Source organism: Streptomyces sp. RKND-216 (genome assembly GCF_004795255.1).
In the GTDB taxonomy this organism is placed as follows: domain Bacteria; phylum Actinomycetota; class Actinomycetes; order Streptomycetales; family Streptomycetaceae; genus Streptomyces; species Streptomyces hazeniae.
The window spans coordinates 262450-281271 of record NZ_SSBQ01000002.1 but is presented as its reverse complement, the minus strand read 5'-3'; the positions used below and the strand labels follow the sequence as shown (position 1 = coordinate 281271).

At 73.8% G+C, this 18822-nt stretch carries 3 protein-coding genes; all 3 read left to right on the top strand.

Going from position 1 to position 18822, the window contains the following annotated elements:
* The first annotated feature begins 24 nt into the window (after positions 1–24).
* Genes E4198_RS01440 through E4198_RS01430 form a run of 3 tightly spaced genes read left to right on the top strand, consistent with a single transcriptional unit; the run spans position 25 to position 18819 of the window.
* Complete coding sequence (locus E4198_RS01440) at positions 25–7818, top strand: non-ribosomal peptide synthetase/type I polyketide synthase (protein ID WP_136181514.1); 7794 nt, start codon at positions 25–27, stop codon at positions 7816–7818.
* Positions 7815–11129: a non-ribosomal peptide synthetase gene (locus E4198_RS01435; protein ID WP_136181513.1), complete on the top strand. Its 3315-nt coding sequence runs from the start codon at positions 7815–7817 to the stop codon at positions 11127–11129. The genes E4198_RS01440 and E4198_RS01435 overlap by 4 nt, the downstream gene beginning before the upstream one ends.
* A gap of 1 nt (position 11130) precedes the next feature.
* Positions 11131–18819 (top strand): non-ribosomal peptide synthetase, encoded by a 7689-nt coding sequence (locus tag E4198_RS01430; RefSeq protein ID WP_168711346.1) that lies wholly within the window; start codon positions 11131–11133, stop codon positions 18817–18819.
* The last annotated feature ends 3 nt before the right edge of the window (positions 18820–18822 follow it).

Here is an 18822-nt window from a genome sequence, read left to right as displayed (position 1 = left end):
CACACCTCAGGAGGAGCCCCCGGTATGACCCCAAAGCAGAGCAGTGCTCCCCAGGAGCCGGTCGACGACGCGGGCGACATCGCCGTCATCGGCATCGCCTGCCGCTTCCCAGGGGCTCCCGACGCGGGCCGGTTCTGGCACAACCTGCGCAGCGGCGAGGAGTCCGTCAGCTTCTACGACGAGGCCGAGCTCCTGGAGAGGGGCGTGCCGGCCGAACTCGTCGCCGACCCCGCGTACGTGCGCGCCGCGTCCGTCCTGGAGGACCCCGAACTGTTCGACGCCGCCTTCTTCGGCTACAACGCGCGCGACGCGGCCATGATCGACCCGCAGCAGCGCATCCTGCTGGAGACCGCGCACGCCGCGTTGGAGGACGCCGCGTGCGTGCCCGCCGCGTTCCCCGGCTCCGTCGGCGTGTACGCCGGCAGCAGCCTGTCCACCTACCTGATCTCCCACCTGCTCACCGCCGGGCCCGGCTTCGCCGACATCGCGGACGCCACCGAACTTCTCACCACCAACGACAAGGACTACCTCGCCACCCGCATCAGCTACGGCCTGGACCTGGACGGCCCTGCCGTCTCGGTGCAGACCGCGTGCTCGTCCTCGCTGGTGGCCGTCCACCTGGCCGTGCAGGGGCTGCTCGGTCACGAGTGCGACGTCGCCGTCGCCGGCGGCGCGTCAGTACGGCTGCCGCAGGGGACGGGTTACCTGCACCGCCAGGGCATGATCTTCTCGGCTGACGGCCACACCCGGTCGTTCGACGCCGCGGGCAGCGGCACCATGTTCGGCAGCGGCGTCGGTGCCGTGGTGCTCAAACGGCTGTCCGACGCCGTCGCCGACGGCGACCGCGTCGACGCCGTCATCAAGGGCTCTGCCGTCACCAACGACGGATCGGCGAAGGTCGGTTACACCGCGCCCGGGGTCGACGGCCAGTCCCGCGCCATCGCCGGCGCCCTCGGCGTGGGCGGCATCGACCCCCACACCGTGAGCGCGATCGAGGGGCACGGGACCGCCACCCCCATAGGAGACCCCATCGAGGTCACCGCCCTCGCCAGGGTCTACGGCCGCGGCCCCGCCGCGCCCGGCGGCTGCGCGCTGAGTTCCGTGAAGTCCAACGTCGGCCATCTCGCGGAGGCCGCCGGCGTCGCCGGCCTCATCAAGGCGGTTCTCCAGCTCCGCCACAGCGAGCTGGCCCCCAGCCTGCACTTCGACAAGCCCAACCCCGAGCTCGGCCTGGACCGCACGCCATTCCGTGTTGTCACCGAACTGGAGAAATGGCAGACCGACGGCACACCGCGGCGTATCGGCGTCAGTTCCTTCGGCATGGGCGGTACCAACGCCCACGTCGTGCTGGAGGAAGGACCCGCGGCCGCGCCGTCCCGGCCCTTCACCCGCGACCTGTTCCTGCTGCCCCTGTCCGCACGCACCCCCACCGCGCTGGAGTCCGCGACCGACGCTCTGGCCACCGCCCTCGCCGGCCCTGCCGCCGACGACCTGCCGGGCACCGCCACCACACTCCAGCAGGGCCGCACGCCACACGGTCACCGGCGGTTGGTCGTCGCCCGCGACTCCGACGAGGCCCGCGAGGCGCTCCGCACCCGCGACGCCGACCGCGTCGCCACCCACCGCGCCGCCGAGGACCCCCGCGTGGTGTTCCTGTTCTCCGGCCAGGGAAGCCAGCACCCCGGCATGGGGCGGCGGCTGTACGAGCGCGAACCCGTCTTCCGCGAGCACTTCGACGCCTGCGCCGACCTGCTCGCCCCCGAACTCGGCCTCGACCTGCGGGAGATCGTCCACCCCGCCGCCGGCACCGATCCCGCGGAGGCCGCTGCCCGGCTGCGCCGCACCGACCTCGCCCAGCCCGCGCTCTTCGTCCTCGGCCACGCTCTGGCAGAACTGCTCGACAGCGTCGGCGTCACCCCCGACGCCATGATCGGCCACAGCGTCGGCGAGATCCTGGCGGCCTGCCGCTCCGGCGTACTCACCCTGCCGGACGCGCTGCGCCTGGTCACCGTACGTGGACGGCTGATGCAGCAGCTGCCGTCCGGCGGCATGCTGTCCGTGCCGCTGGCCGAGGACGAGGTCTGCCGCCGGCTGCCCGACGGGCTCTCCCTCGCCGCGGTCAACGCCCCCGAACTGTGCGTGGTCTCCGGCCCCGACGACCGGATCCAGGCGTTCGCCGACGTCCTCGCCGCTGACGGCGTCCCCACCCGGCCGCTGCACACCTCGCACGCCTTCCACTCGGCCATGGTCGAGCCCGCCCTCCCGGACTTCCGCACCGCCCTGTCCGGCCTCGACCTCCGGGCCCCCGACACCCCCTACGTCACCAACCGCACCGGCACCTGGGTCACGCCGGAACAGGCGCGGGACCCCGAGCACTGGGCCCGGCACATCCGCGAACCCGTCCGCTTCGGCGAGGGCGTGGACCTGCTGACCGAACCCGGCCCCGCCGTCCTCGTGGAGATCGGACCCGGCTCCACGCTGTGCTCCCTGTCCCGGGAAGCGGCCCGAGGACGCGGCGCGACCACCGTGTCACTGCTGCCCGGACCGGGGGAGGAGGACGACGACGCCCGCCGGTTCACCGAGGGCCTCGGCCGCCTCTGGCTGGCCGGCGCCACCCTCGACTGGGACCGTGTGCAGGGCGGCACCGCCCCCCGCACCGCCCTGCCCACCTACCCCTTCGAACGCCGACGCTACTGGATCGAGCCCGCCGCCCCTGCCGGCGGCCACGACGGCTACCGGGTCCAGGTCCCCGACGGCGACCCGGCGGACGCCCAGGACGCACCCGCCGTGGACGGGGCGTGCGACCCCCGGCCCGCACTCACCACCGAATACGTCGCACCGCGCGACGACCGCGAACGCCAGATCGCCGCGATCTGGCGCGAGCTTCTCGGCGTCGCCCCCGTCGGCGTCCACGACAACTTCATGGAACTCGGCGGCCATTCGCTGCTCGCCGCCCGCGTCGTGGAACGCCTCAAGTCCGTTCTCGGCACCGAGGTCAGGCTGGCCGACCTGCTCGCCGGGCCGACCGTCGCCGGCGTCGCCGCCCTCCTCGGCGGCACACCGCAGGCCGACGGCGCCAGCCCGGACGAGGACCCGGCTCCGGACGACCGGCTGCCCGCCGCCGTACCCGACCCGGACCGGCTGCACGAACCGTTCCCGCTGTCGGAGATGCAGCAGGCACAGTGGATCGGGCGTCTGGACAGCTTCCAGGGCGGCAACATCGCCGCCCACGTCTACTGGGAGGTCGACGTCGACCCCGGCATCGACCTGGACCGGCTGGAGGCCGCCTGGCAGCGCGTCGTCGACCGGCACGACATGCTGCGCGCCGTCATCGACCGGGACGGCACCCAGCGCATCCTCCCGGACACCGGCCCCTACACCGTTGCCCGTCTCGACCTGCGCCAGGCCGGTGCCGAGGACGCCGAGGCACAGCTGACCGCACTGCGGGACACCCTGTCCCACGAGGTCCGGCCCGCCGACACCTGGCCCCTCTTCGACGTCCGGGTAACCCTGCTGCCCGGCGACCGCATCCGGCTTCACCTCAGTTTCGACCTGCTCATCGCCGACATCGGCAGCATCCGCCTGCTGGTGCGCGACTGGCGCCGCTACTACCAGGACCGTGCGGACGAGATCCGGCCGCTGCGCGTCAGCTACCGCGACTACGTTCTCGCCTCCGAGCGCGTCCGCGACACCGCGCTCTACAGCCGCTCCCTGGAGTACTGGCGCGATCGGGTCGCCGCGCTGCCGCCCGGCCCCGCGCTGCCGCTGGCGCTCAACCCCGGCTCACTGACCGACCCCGACTTCACCGCCCGCGACGCGCAGGTCCCCGCCGACCGCTGGCAGGCCTTCCGCAACCGGGCCGCCGCGGCGGGCGTCACTCCCTCCGCCGCCCTGCTGGCCGCCTACGCGGTGGCGCTGGGCACCTGGTCCCGCTCGGCCCGCTTCAGCCTCAACGTCACTGTCATCAACCGGCTGCAGGTGCACGAGGACGTCCGCGACCTGGTCGGCGAGTTCGCGTCCTTCGACCTGCTGCCGGTCGACCTGTCCACCGGGCTCAGCGTCGGTGAACTCGCCGCCGCGCTCCAGCGGCAGAGCTGGGAGGACCTGGAGTACCGCTACCTGAACGGTGTGGAGATCCTCCGCGAGATGGCCCGGCTGCGCGGCGGCACCAGCGGCTCGGTGATGCCCGTGGTCTTCACCAGCACCCTGGTGCAGGAGAACGAGGCCGAGGACGCCTCCATGTTCGGCTGGCTCGGCGCGATGCTGCACGAGATCGCGCAGACCCCGCAGGTCTGGCTCGACTTCGCCGTGATGGAGAACGCCGACGGTGTACAGCTCAGCTGGCACTGGCTGCGCCGCCTCTTCCCCGAGGGCGTGATCGACGCCGTCTTCGACTCCTTCCACCACCTCGTGGAACGCCTCGCCGACTCCGACGCGGCCTGGGGCGACGCCGCTCGATGCCCGCTCCCGGCGGAGCAGCGCGCACTGATCGAGCGGGCCAACGCGACCGAGGGGCCGCTGCCGGAGGGGTTCCTCTACTCCGCCCTCCTGGCCCGGGCCGAGGAGCACCCCGACCGCGTCGCGGTCACCGCCGACGACGGCGAGCTGACCTACGGACGGCTCCGCGCCCACGCCTGCGCCCTCGCGCACCGTCTGCGCGGCCTCGGCGCGGGGCCCGGCCGGCTCGTCGCCGTCGCCCTGGAGAAAGGCTGCGAGCAGATCGTCGCTGCCCTCGCCGTGCAGCTCGCCGGCGGCGCCTACCTGCCGATCGATCCCGGACTGCCCCCGGAGCGGCAGGACCACCTGTGCGCACGCGGCGAGGTGCGGCTCGTCCTCACCCCCGCCGGCGGCACGGACCGCACCTGGCCCGGCGGCGCCCGCGAGGTGCCCGTCGACCTCGGTGCCGACCCGGAGGGGCCCGGCGCCGACGGCACCCCGCCCGAGGCCGTGCAGGTGCCCGACGACCTCGCCTACGTGATCTTCACCTCCGGCTCGACCGGCGAGCCCAAGGGTGTGATGCTCTCCCACCGGGCGGCCCTCAACACCCTGGAGGACATCAACGAACGGTTCGGCGTCGGCCCCGGGGACGCCGTCCTCGGCCTCTCCTCGCTGAGCTTCGACCTGTCCGTCTACGACGTGTTCGGCGTGCTCGGTGCTGGCGCCCGGCTGGTGCTGCCCCGCCCCGGCACCAGCCGGGACCCCGCGCACTGGGACGAACTGGTGCACCGCCACCGCGTCACGCTGTGGAACAGCGTGCCGGCCCTACTGCGCATGTACGTCGAACACCTCGCCGGCCGGCCCGCCGAGGAGGACAAGGACGCCGCCTCCCCGGAGACCAACCCCCTCCGGCTGGCGCTGATGTCCGGTGACTGGATACCCCTCGACCTCGCCTCCCGCCTGCGCGACGTGGCCCCGCAGGCCCGCCCGATCAGCCTCGGCGGCGCCACCGAGGCGGCCGTGTGGTCCATCTACCACCCCATCGACCCGGACGACACCGACCGCGAATCCGTCCCCTATGGCACCCCCCTGCGCAACCAGACCTTCCACGTCCTCAACGACCGGATGGAGCCCTGCCCCGTGTGGGCCACCGGCGAGCTGTTCATCGGGGGCGACGGCCTCGCCCTCGGCTACTGGCGCGACGAGGAGCGCACCCGGGCCTCGTTCGTCACCCGGCCGGACACCGGGGAGCGCCTCTACCGCACCGGAGACCTCGGACGGCGCCTGCCGGACGGCACGCTGGAGTTCCTCGGCCGCGAGGACTTCCAGGTCAAGGTCGGTGGATTCCGTATCGAACTCGGCGAGATCGAGAACGTCCTCACCCGCCACGAAGGCGTGCGCACCGCTCTCGCCGCCGCCCCCGGGGACCGCCACAACCGCCGCCTGGTGGCCTACCTGGTGCCCGAGGCCGACCCGGACGCCCGCACGCCCGAATCCGACGAGTCGCTCGTCGACGAGGTCACGGCACTCGCCGAGACGGCCCTGCCCGCCTACATGGTGCCCACCGCGCTACTCGTTCTGGACCGGTTGCCGCTGAGCGCCAATGGCAAGGTCGACCGCTCCGCCCTGCCCGACCCGGCACGTGCCGCCGCAGGGACCGACGGCGCCGCGGCGGGCCCCGTCGCGGCCCGGCTCGCCGAGATCGTCGCCGAGGTCGTCGGCGTCCCCGGCATCGGCCCGCACGACAACTTCTTCTCCGTCGGTGGCAACTCCATCATGGGCGTCCAGATCGTCTCCCGCGCCAACGCCGAGGGCCTCGACTTCACGGCCGCCGACCTCTTCCAGCACGAGACGCTCGGCGAACTCGCAGCCGTCCTCGAAGCACGGGGCGCGGTCGTCTCCGGCGAAGCGCCCACCACGCCCCCCACCCGGCACCAGCGCCGGCTGCTCGAGGCCGCCGCGCCCGGCACCCCCGCGGGCGCGCACCGCGCCGAACTCCTGGTGGCGGAAGACGTCGGCCCGGAACAGCTGGAAACCGCGCTCGCCGCCGTCGTCGCCCGGCACAACGCCCTGCACCAGCGGCTCGCCACCCCCGACGGCACCGGCGGCCTCGTACGGGCCGGCGACGCCGCACCTCCCGTGCCGCACATCGACCTCACCTCGCTGCCCGACGCGCGCAGGCTGCGAGCCTTCCACGGCATGGTCGAGGAGATGCGCCAGGAACTGTGCCCCCACGGTGGGCCGGTGACCAAGGCGGCGCTGTTCGAACTCGGGAACCACGGCCGCCGCATGGTCTGGCTGGTGCACGAACTCCTGGTGGACGGCGCCTCCTGGCCGGCGCTGCTCGGCGACCTCGACCGGGCCGCTCGAGCGGTACGGAACGAATCCGAACCCGCGCTGCCCGCCCCGGACGACCAGCAGGCCCGCGCCCTGACCGCACTGGCCACCGAAGCCCCCGCCGACGCGCCACCGCCCGTACCGGAAGCCGTCGGGGGAGAGGGCGCCGGGGAGGAGAGCGCCGACCTGGTCGACCTCGGCGCCACGGCCGGCACCCGGCACGCCCTGCACGCCCTGGACACCGCCCTCACCGAGGAGGAGACGGCGGACCTGCAGCACGGTGTGGCGAGCACCTACCGGCTCACGCCCGCGCGGACGGCGGTCGCCGCCCTCGCGCTGGCCGCCGGCGCAACCGGCCACCGGCAGGCGCTGCGCTGCGACGTGGAGGACGACCTGCGGGAGTTCGAGGAGGAGGACAGTCGTGCCCGGATCCCCGCCGGCAGCTTCAGCACCCTCCTCACCGCGCTCCTCCCCGCCCCGGAGACCGCCCCCGGCCCACCGGCGGAGAACGGGGCGGACGCCCCGGCCGACGCGCTCCTGCGCTCCGTGAAGAACCTGCGCGACGACGCCACGCCCGCGGCAGAGAAGCCCGCGTCCCAGATCCTGGTCCGCCACCTGGGTGCCCTCGACCTCGCGCCGGACGGCCCCTTCGACCTCGCGGGTCCGCCCCGGCTCGACGCCTCCGGCCACCCCGTCGTCTTCGACACCCGCATGGAGGCCGGACGCTTGCACACCACCCTGACCTGTCACGCCGACGAGGCGGCCGCCCGTCGCCTGGCGGACCTGAACGAGGCCCTCCCCGGCGCCTTCCGGCGGATCGCCGCGCACTGCCGCGACACCGGCACCGCGGTCCTCGACCCCGGCGACTTCCCGCTCGCCGGTCTGGACCAGGACACCCTCACCGCGTTCCTCGGCGCCTTCGCCGGTGACGACGGCGGTAGGGGTGACGCGGAAGGCGACGCACGTACCGGCGTGCCCGAGGGCGACGACGCACCCCCGGCCCACGGAGCGCGGCCGACCCGACACGCGGAGGAGACCCGATGAAGCCCGAGAACCTCCAGGACGTCTTCGAACTCACCCCCGTCCAGGAGGGGATGCTCTTCCACAGCCTCTTCACCCCGGATTCGGGCGTCTACGTGGAGCAGCTCTCCTTCACCCTCCGCGGCCCCCTCGACCCGGACGCGTTCCTCAAGGCGTGGCAGGATCTCGCCGCCCGGCACCCGATCCTGCGGACCGGCTTCCACTGGGAGGAGGTCGGCAGGTCCCTCCAGGCCGTGCACCGCCGCGTCGAGGTGCCGGTGCGGCACCACGACTGGCGCGACGTGCCCCCCGCCGAACGGGAGGGACGCTACGAGGAGTTCCGCGCCGAACAACGCCGCCTCGGCTTCGACCTGCGGCGGCCCCCGCTGATGCGGCTCGCCCTGATCCGGCTCGAGGACGAGCTGCACCGCTTCTTCTGGAGCTTCCCCCACCTGGTCATGGACGGCTGGTCGTTCGGCCTGGTGCTGCAGGAGTTCGCCGCCGCCTACGCCGCACGCTGCGCCGGGAGGGCGCCCCAGCTCCCCGGTGCCCGCCCGTACCGGGACTACGTCGCCTGGTGGAAGCGCCGCGACACCGGTCGCGCCGAGGAGTTCTGGCGGCGGGAACTGGCCGGCGCCGCGCCGCAGCGGCTCGACACCGGGCCCACCGCGCCCGACGACGGTGGCCCCACCCACGCCTTCGTCCCGGACCGCCACCTCGGCTCGCTCGTCCGCGACCTCGACGGCCTCGCCCGCGACAACCGGCTGACCCTCAACACCCTGGTGCAGGGAGCCTGGCTGCTGCTGCTCGGCCGCTACACCGGCAGCGACGACGTGGTCAGCGGTGCCACCTCCACCCACCGGCCGTCCGACCTGCACGGCGCGGAGACCATCGTCGGCCCGATGATCACCACCACCCCGGTGCGGGCCCGCATCGACCCGGCCCAGCGGCTGCTGCCTTGGCTGCGCCGCCTCCAGGACGCCATGACCGAGGCTCGCGAGTACGCCGACGTCCCCCTGCACCTCTTCCCCCGATGGGCCGGACTCCCCGGCGGAACACAGCTCTTCGAGACCGACCTCGCGTTCGAGAACACTCCCGCTCCCGAGATGGCCCTGCACCGTCTGGAGATCACCGACTTCGCCTACGACGGCCGACCGCACTACCCGCTGACCATGGTGGTCTTCCCCCAGGAGGACCTACCGCCCCGGCTGGTGCACGACCGGCGCCGCTTCCCCGCCCCCTTCGCCGAACGCCTCCTCGGGCACTTCCAGCACCTTCTCGGCGGTATGGCGGACGACCCCGGCCGCAGCCTCGGCGACATCGACCCCTACACGGCGGCTGAACGCGTACGACTGCTGGACGGCGGGCACCGTCCGGACCCCGTGGACGGCGACGACCTGCTGCACGAGGTGTTCGCCCGCCGCGTGGACGCCGCCCCCGACGCGGTCGCCGTGGTGTGCGGCGACGACACCGCCACCTACCGGCAGCTCGACGAGCGTGCCAACCGCATCGCCCGGCACCTGGTCGCCCTCGGGGCCGGCCCCGAGGAGCGCGTCGGCCTCTGCCTGGAGCGGTCCGTGGACATGGTGGCCGCCGTCCTCGGCGTGCTGAAGAGCGGAGCCGCCTACGTGCCGCTCGACCTGGCGCAGCCCGCCTCCCGCATGGCGCACGTGCTCGCCGACTCCGGCGCCGCCCTGCTCGTCACCCACGACGCCGCCGCCGACCGCGCGCCCGCCTTCGAAGGCACCCTCGTCCACCTGGAGAAGGACGCGGATGCTCTCGCGGACCAGGACCCGACCCGCCCGGACACCGGTGCCACGCCCACCGACCTCGCCTACGTCATCTACACCTCCGGCTCCACCGGCCGCCCCAAGGGTGTCGAGGTGACGCACTCCAACGTGGTGCGTCTGGTGCGCGGCGCCGGCACGCTGCTTGACACGGGCCCGGCGGACGTGTGGAGCATGTGCCACTCCTACGCCTTCGACGTCTCCGTCTACGAGATGTGGGGCGCATTCGCCGAAGGCGCCCGCCTGGTCGTCGTCCCCCGGGACACCGTGCGCGCCCCCGACGCGCTGCACGAGCTCCTCGCGGAACAGGGCGTCACCGTCCTCAGCCAGACACCTTCGGCCTTCCACCCGTACGCGCGGCACGCGCTGGAGACCGACGGCGTGCAACCGCCGTTGCGCTACGTGCTGTTCGCCGGCGAGTACCTGGACGTGCCGGCTCTGGAACCCTGGTTCGCACGCTTCGGCGACGACGAGCCGCAGCTGGTCAACCTTTACGGCATCACCGAGGTGACCGTGCACGCCACGTTCCACCGGGTCACCCGGTCCGACGTCCTGTCCGGGGTGCGCAGCAACATCGGCCGCCCGCTGCCCGACCTCACGCTGCGGCTCCTCGACCCCCACGGGCGCCCCGTACCGCAGGGTGTGCCGGGCGAGATCCACGTATCCGGGCCTGGCGTCGCCCGTGGATACCGCAACCTGCCCGAACTGACGCGACAGCGTTTCCTTCCCGACCCGTTCACCGGGGGCGACGCCCGCATGTACCGATCCGGCGACCTCGCCCGGTTGCTGGACGACGGCACCCTCGAGGTGCTCGGTCGCGTCGATGACCAGGTCAAGATCCGCGGCTTCCGAGTCGAACCCGGCGAGATCGCCGAGGTGCTGGCCGGGCACCCCGCCGTCCGCGAGGCCGTCGTCGTTCCGCGCGAGCACGCAGAGGGCGACGTGCGGCTCGTCGCCTACGTGGTGATCCCACAACCGGACACGGACGGTCCGCAGACGGCGGTCGGCGACGCGCGAGGCGAGGGGCGGCAGCCCGGGCCCACCGGCACCGAACTGCTGGAACGGGCCCGCCGCAACCTCCCCGAGTACATGGTGCCCGCGTCCGTTGTGCTGCTGGACGTCCTGCCGCTCACCGCCAACGGCAAGGTCGACCGAGCTGCCCTGCCCGCCCCGGGCACCGGTCGCTCGGCAGCGGCCGGCGCCTACGTGGCGCCCCGCGACGACCTGGAACGGCGGATCGCCGAGGTGTGGAGCGAGGTGCTGGAGGTCGAACGGGTCGGCGCACACGACGACTTCTTCGCCCTCGGCGGCCACTCCCTGCTCGCCACCCGCGTCACCGGCCGGCTCAAGTCCGCGCTGCGCCGCGACGTAAGGGTGCGCACCCTTTTCGAACGGCCGGTGCTGGCCGAGTTCGCCCGCGAGTTGCGCGAGACCGGGGATGCCCGTGCGGCTTCCGGCGCCCCCGAACTCGTCGCGGTGCCCCGCACTCCCCGCCGGCCCGCGACCGCCGCCGACGCCGAAGCACCCGGGAACGACGAGGAGAACTGACGTGACCACGGAGCGGACCGACCCGGCAGCCGCGTCGACGGCACAGGACGAGGCGCCCAGCATCCTGCCCATGTCCTCCGGCCAGCAGCGGCTGTGGTTCCTCGCCCAGCTCGACTCCCGGAGCGCCGCCGCCTACCTCGGTCATGGCGCCGCCCGCCTGCGCGGACCATTGGACGAGGAGGCGCTGCAGCGCGCGGTGGACGCCCTGGTCCTTCGGCACGAGACGTTGCGCACCTCCTTCGGCCTGGACGGCGCCGAGCCCGTGCAGTACGTCCACCCCTCCGGCCGGCTGCCCGTGAGCCGACGCGACCTGTCCGCGGCGGAGGACCTCGACGCCGCGCTGCGGGACGTCCTCACCCGGGAGACATCCACCCCGTTCCGCCTCGACGCGGCGCCGCTGGCCCGGGTGACCCTGGTCCGGCTCGCCGACCGGGACCACGTCCTCGTCGTCACCTTCCACCACGGCGTCGGGGACATGTGGTCCGGAGCCGTCTTCGTCCGCGAACTCGCCGCCTGCTACGAGGCCGAGACGACCGGGGCCCCACCCGATCTGCCCGACCTCCCGGTGCAGTACGGCGACTACGCGGCCTGGCAGCAGCGCAGGCTCGAGGACGGTGCGTTCCTCGGTGACCTCGCCTGGTGGCGCATGACCCTGGACGACCTGCCCGTCCTGGAACTCGCCACCGACCTGCCCCGCCCGCCGACGCAGTCCTTCTGCGGCGCCGTCCGCACCACCCGGCTGCCCGCCGACCTCGTCACCGGTCTGGAGGACCTGGCCCGGGAACGCGGCGCCAGCCTCTTCATGGTGCTCCACGCCGCCTACTGCGTCCTGCTCTCCCGCTACTCCGGCCAGCAGGACATTCCCGTGGGCACCTCCGTCGCCGGCCGCGACCGGCCGGAGCTGGAGAACCTCATCGGGATGTTCATCAACACCCTGGTGCTGCGCACCGACCTCACCGGCGACCCCACGTTCGAGGAACTGCTGGACCGCTCCCGCGAGACCTGCCTCGGCGCGTACGCCCACTCCGGGTTGCCCTTCGAGCGACTGGTGGAGGAGCTGAAACCCGAACGCGACCTGTCCCGATCCCCGCTCGCCCAGGTGTGGCTGATGCTCGGCAACACGCCGTCGGACCGGTTGCGCATGGGCGGCCTTGCCGTCGAGCCGGTGCCCGTGGACACCGGAACCGCCAAGGTCGACCTGTTCCTCTCCCTCGTCCCCCACGGCGACGGCGGCCTTCACGTGGAACTCCACTACGACACGGCGCTGTTCACCGCGGACACCGCGGACCGCATGCTCGACCACCTCACCCTGCTGCTGCGCGAGGCCGCAGCCGACCCGTCCCGCCGCCTGACCGCCCTCCCCGCGCTCCCCGCATCGGAGGCGGCACTCCTGGACGCATGGGGGAGCGGCGACACCTCCGCACCCCGCCGCACCCTGCCCGTGCACCGCATGATCGAGGAACAGGCCGCCCGCGTCGGCGACCGTACGGCAGTCTTCCTCGACGACCACGCGCTGACCTACCGCGAGCTCAACACCCGCGCCAACCGCCTCGCCCACCTGCTGCGCCGCCGTGGCGTCCGCCCCGGCAGCCGCGTCGGCGTATGCACCGAACGCACCCCCGACCTGCTGGTCGCACTGCTCGCCGTGCTCAAGTCCGGCGGCGCGTACGTGCCGGTCGACCCCGCCTACCCGGCCGAACGCGTCCGGTTCCTGCTCCGGGACACGGACGTGTCGGTGCTGCTCACCCATCGCGGCGTCGCCGCCGCCCTGCCGGGCCACGACGCCGAGGCGATCTGCCTGGACGACGAACCGGACCCGGCCGCGGCGGAGTCCGGCCACGACCCGGAGCCGGTTGGCGGCCCCGACGACCTCGCCTACGTCATCCACACCTCCGGATCCACCGGCCGTCCCAAGGGCGTGATGATCCCGCACGGGCGGCTGCCGAACTTCCTGGACTGCATGCGCCGCGAACCCGGCCTCCACGAGACCGACATCGTCGCCGCGACCATCACACATGCCTTCGACATGTCCGTGCTCGACTTCTTCCTTCCGCTCACCACCGGCGCCACGATCGCCCTGGTGCCGCGCGCCGAAGCCGTCGACGGGGAACGTCTCGCCGCCCGCATGACCGCCACCGGCGCCACGTACTGGCAGGCCACCCCCGCCGCGTGGCAACTGCTGCTCGACACCGGCTGGCGGGCCCGTCACCCGTTCCGCGGACTGTGCGGTGCCGAACCGCTGGACCCCGGCCTGGCCCACCGGATGGCCGCCGCCGGGGTCGAGGCGTGGCAGGTCTACGGGCCCACCGAGACCACCGTCTGGGCGAGCTGCCACCGCGTCCGCGAGGACGACGCTCCCGTCCCTCTGGGCCGCCCCCTCGCCCACACCCGCTTCCGGGTACTGGACCGGGCAGGCCGGCCCGTACCCGTCGGCGTCACCGGCGAGCTGCACATCAGCGGCCCCGGCGTCGCCCTCGGCTACCACGGGATGCCCGAGCTGACCGACCAGCACTTCCTGCCCGACCCCGACGACCCGGCCGCCCGCATGTACCGCACCGGCGACCTGGTGCGGTACCGCGGCGACGGCCGCCTGGAGTTCGTCGGACGCGCCGACTCCCAGGTCAAGATCCGCGGATTCCGCGTCGAACTCGGCGAGATCACCGCTGTGCTGCGCGAGCACCCCGACGTCCGCACCGCCGTCGTCGTCCTCCGCGAGGACACCCCCGGCGACCGGCGGCTCGTCGGCTACGTCGAACCCGTCACCATGCCCGAAGACCCCGGCGCCCTCGCCGCCGCGCTGCGCGAATTCGCCCGCAGCCGCGTCCCGGAGTACATGGTGCCCGCCGTCGTGGCCGTGCTGCCCGCCCTGCCCCGCACCCCCAACGGCAAGGTGGACCGCCGGGCCCTGCCCGACCTGGACGGCTCCTCGCGCCAGCGCACCGACGACTCCGTCGCACCCCGCACCGACACCGAACGGCGCATCGCGGAACTCTGGGCCGACGTGCTCAAGCTCGACACCGTGACGACCGACGACGACTTCTTCGACCTGGGCGGGCACTCGCTCCTCGCCGGCCGCGTCGTCGCACGGCTCGGCAAACACCTCGGACGCAAGATCCCCGTCCGCACCCTGTTCGACAACCCCACGGTCACCGCCTTCGCCGCCCGGCTCGACGAAACCGCCGACCCCGCCCGCACCCCCGACACGACGCGGGAGAAACCCACCCCGGACATCGGGGCCGCAGCCCCGGCCACCGCTGTCGGCGACGGCCCCGAGCCGTTGCCCCGCACCGCCGGGACCGGCGGGCCCGCGCCCGGCCACGTAGTGCTGCCCGCCTCACTCGGCCAGGCCCGGCTGTGGTTCCTGCACCGCCTCGACCCGGGCAGCGCCACCGCCTACCTGATGTCCGGGCACGTCGCCCTGGACGGCCCCGTCGACGAGGACGCCCTCCAGCGCGCCGTCGACCGGCTCGCCGACCGGCACGAAAGCCTCCGCACAGCCCTGGTCGAGGTCGACGGAGAGCTCCGCCAGGCGATCGCACCGCACGTCACCGTCCCCGTGGAACGGACCGACCTGCGGCACCTGTCGGAGGCGGAACGCCGGGACGCGACCGAACGTCTGCTGCGCACCGCGGCCACCCGCCCCTTCGACCTCGCCCGGGCACCGCTGCTGCGCCTCACGCTGCTGCACACCGGCCAAGACCACCGCGTCCTCTCCTTCGTGCTCCACCACGCCGTCTGCGACCGCTGGTCCGTCTCCGTCCTCGTCCGGGAACTGGTCGCCTGCTACGAGGCGCTGACCGAAGACCGGGAACCGGACCTTCCGCCGCTGCCCATCCAGTACGCCGACTACGCCGCCTGGCAGCGGACCCGCCAGGACTCCCCGGAGGCGGCGGCCCAACTCGCACACTGGCGGGAGCGGCTGCGCGACCTGCCCGTGGTGGACCTGCCTGCCGACCATCCCCGCCCGCCCGTGCAGACCTTCCGCGGGGCCGTCCGCGCCCGCACCCTCCCCGCCGACGTGCTGCGCACCCTGGAGGAGCTGGGGCGGCGCGAGGGCGCCACCCTGTTCATGGTCCTGCTCGCCGTCTACTACGTGCTGCTACAGCGGTACAGCGGTCACCGCGACCTCGCCGTCGGCTCGCCCCTCGCCGGGCGCGGCCGGCCCGAACTCGAAGGGATCGTCGGCTTCTTCGTCGACAACCTGGTGCTGCGCACCGACCTGTCCTCGGACCCCACGTTCACCGAACTCCTCGCCCGTGTCAGGGAGACCTGCCTGGACGCCTACGCCCACCCCGACGTGCCGTTCGAACGCCTGGTGGAGGAGACCGGCGCCGCCCGCGACCTCTCCCGCACCCCGCTGTTCCAGACGGTGTTCTCGTTCGGCAACGTCGAGATCCCGCAGACCCGTATGGGAGCCGCTCGCGTCAGGCCGTTCGACGTCGACGCCGGTACCTCCAAGTTCGACCTCGTCCTGGAGATCGTGCGCCGCGACGGCGACTGGCGCGCCGCCCTCCAGTACAACACCGACCTGTTCGCCGACCACACCGCAGACCGGCTCTTCGACCACTTCGTGGCACTCCTCGAAGCGGCGGCCGACGACCCGGCACGCCCGCTGTCCGCCCTCCCCGCGCTCACCGGGGCCGACGCCCGCGCCCTGGAGCGGTGGCGGCGCGGCGAGCACCGCCCCGTCCCCGCCACCACGGCACATGCCCTGTTCGAGCAGCAGGCCCGCCTCACCCCGGACGACATCGCACTGCGCTGCGCCGACGGCGCCACCACCACGTACGCGGAACTCGACGCCCGTGCCGACCGCCTGGCCCGGCACCTGCGCACGCTCGGCGTCGGCCCCGGCACCCTCGTCGCCCTGTGCACCGGGCGCTCGCCGGACACGTACACCGGCATCCTCGGCGTCCTCAAGGCCGGCGGCGCATACGTGCCCGTCGATCCCGGCTACCCGGCCGAACGCATCCGGCACATGCTCACCGACAGCGCCGCACCCGTCGTCCTCACCCTCAGCGGTCTCGCCGCCACCCTCCCCGCCAACGGCGCGACCCTCGTGCTCCTCGACCGGCCACTCCCGGCGCCCCACGACGACGAACGGGCCGACCGTACCGACGACGCACCGGCCGCCGGCCCGGACGACCCGGCGTACGTCATCTACACCTCCGGCTCGACCGGACGCCCCAAGGGCACGGTGATCACCCACCGTTCGGTCGTCGACCTGCACCTGACCCGCGACCTGACCGGCATCGGACCCGACGACACCCTGCTCGCCTTCGCCTCCACCAGCTTCGACGCCTCCGTGTGGGAATGGGTCACCGCACTCCTCGGAGGTGCGACCCTCGCCGTGCCGGCCGCCGACGCCCCCCTGGCCGGGGAGGAGCTGGCCGTCACCGTTGAGGCGCTGCGCGTCACGGCGGCCCTGCTCCCGCCCTCCCTGCTGGCCCTGCTCGACCCGCGCGACATGCCCACGCTGCGCACCGTCGTCTCCGGTGGCGAGGACTGCCCCGCCTCGGTCGCCGCGCGCTGGACGGACCATGTGCGGCTGTTCAACGCCTACGGCCCCACCGAGATCACCGTGTACGCCACGCTGTCCAAAGTGCTGACCGGCGAAGGGCACCCGCCCATGGGCCGCCCGGTCCCCAACGCCGTCCTCGACGTCCTGGACCCCGACGGCCGCCGAGTACCGGTCGGCGTACCCGGCGAACTGCACGTCGGTGGTCCCGGCGTCGCCCTCGGCTACCTCGGGCTGGCCGACCTGACCGCCGAGCGCTTCACCACCGACCCGGACCGTCCCGGCGACCGTCGCTACCGCACCGGCGACCTCGTCCGATGGCTCCCGGACGGCCAGCTGGAGTACCTCGGCCGCCGGGACGACCAGGTCAAGGTGCGGGGCTTCCGGGTCGAACCCGGGGAGATCGAAGCCGTGCTGCGCACCCACCCCGCCGTGCGGGACGCCGTCGTGCTGCTCCGCGAGGACACCCCCGGCGACCCCCGGCTGACCGGCTACGTCCGCACCGAGGGCGACACCGGCGCCAGCCCGGCACACGTCCTCACCGGCGAACTCCTCACCCTGCTGCGCGACCGCCTCCCCGGCTACATGATCCCCGCACACCTGATCACCCTCACGGCCTTCCCGCGCACCCCCAGCGGCAAGACCGACCGTGCGGCGCTGCCCCGCCCCGACGCCACACGCCCCGACGCCACACGCCCCGGCGCACCGCCGGCCCGTCCCGCCACCCCGGAGGAGGAACACGCCGTGGCCCTCTTCGCGCGCGTCCTCGGCACCGAAGGGGTCGGTGTGCACGACGACTTCTTCGCCTTCGGCGGCAACTCGCTGACCGCCACCCGCCTGCACGCCCTGGTGCGCGACACCTGGCCGGACGCCCGCGTCCCGCTCCGGCTGCTCTTCGAGGAGCCCACCCCGCACGCGCTGGCCCGCGCCGTGACCCGTACCGGAGACGGCGACGCGGCGGACGGCGCCGACACCCGTCCGCGCGCCGACGTCACGCTGGACCCCGAGATCCGCGCCGAGGGGCCCCCGCAGTGGCGCAGTGACCCGCAGGCTGTCCTCCTCACCGGCGCCACCGGCTTCCTCGGCGCCTTCCTGCTGAACGCCCTGCTGGACAGCACCGGCGCAGACGTGGTCTGCCTGGTACGCGGCGACTCCGTCGAGGAGGCCGACGCCCGGCTGACCCGCCACCTGCGCGAACTGCGGCTGTGGGACCGTTGGGACGAGGACACCCGGGACCGGGTACGGGCACTGCCGGGTGACCTGTCCCGGCCCCACCTCGGTCTCGGTGCCGACGGCTTCGAGCGGCTCGCCCACGAGGTGCAGGAGATCCACCACTGCGGCGCCGCCGTCAACTTCGCCAAGCCGTACGCAGCCCTGCGGGACACCAACGTCGGCGGCACCCGGTCCATCCTGCGGCTCGCCTGCACCGGCCCGGTCAAACCGGTCCACCACATCTCCACCCTGTCCGTCTTCACCCTGCGCCGGGAGGGCGACCCTCCGGCCCGCGAGGACGAACTGCCCGCCGACCCGCCGCCCGCGGAGAACGGCTACAACCAGAGCAAGTGGGTGGCCGAGCAGCTCGTCGGAATCGCCCGGGACCGTGGCGTTCCCGTCTCCGTCTACCGCCCCGGCCGCATCGCCGGCGACACCGTCGGCGGAGTGTGGCGTGCGGACGACGTGTTCACCCACATCCTCCGCGCCTGCGCCGTCGTCGGCTCCGTGCCGACGCTCGACTTCCACACCGACATCGTGCCCGTCGACCACATCGCCCGCGTGGTCACCGGCATCGCCCGCCAGGAGGAACATCTCGGCGGCACCTACCAGTTCGGCGGCACCCGGCGCCTCACCTTCGACACCGTGCACGCCGCCCTCCGGCGGGCCGGCCACCCGGTCCGGCGCGACTCCTTCGAAGACTGGTACCGCGCCTGCCGAGCGCACGCCGAACGACACCCCGACAGCGACCTCGGCCCGACCCTGTCGCTGTTCGGCAAGCGTGTCGAGGACGACCGGCAGGGGCTGCGCGAACCCGTCTTCGACACCTCGAACACCCTGCGGGCCACCGGCGGACTGCGGCCCCCGACGGTGGACGTCCCGCTGCTCACCCGCTTCGTGCAGGAGCTGACCGCGACCGGCTTCCTGCCGCCGCCCCCCGCGGCGGCCGACACCGACGCCTGACCC

What these genes read in the sequence shown, in the direction of transcription:
- E4198_RS01440 (WP_136181514.1), top strand. Translation starts at nt 25, where the DNA reads ATGACCCCAAAGCAGAGCAGTGCTCCCCAGGAGCCGGTCGACGACGCG.
- E4198_RS01435 (WP_136181513.1), top strand. Translation starts at nt 7,815, where the DNA reads ATGAAGCCCGAGAACCTCCAGGACGTCTTCGAACTCACCCCCGTCCAG.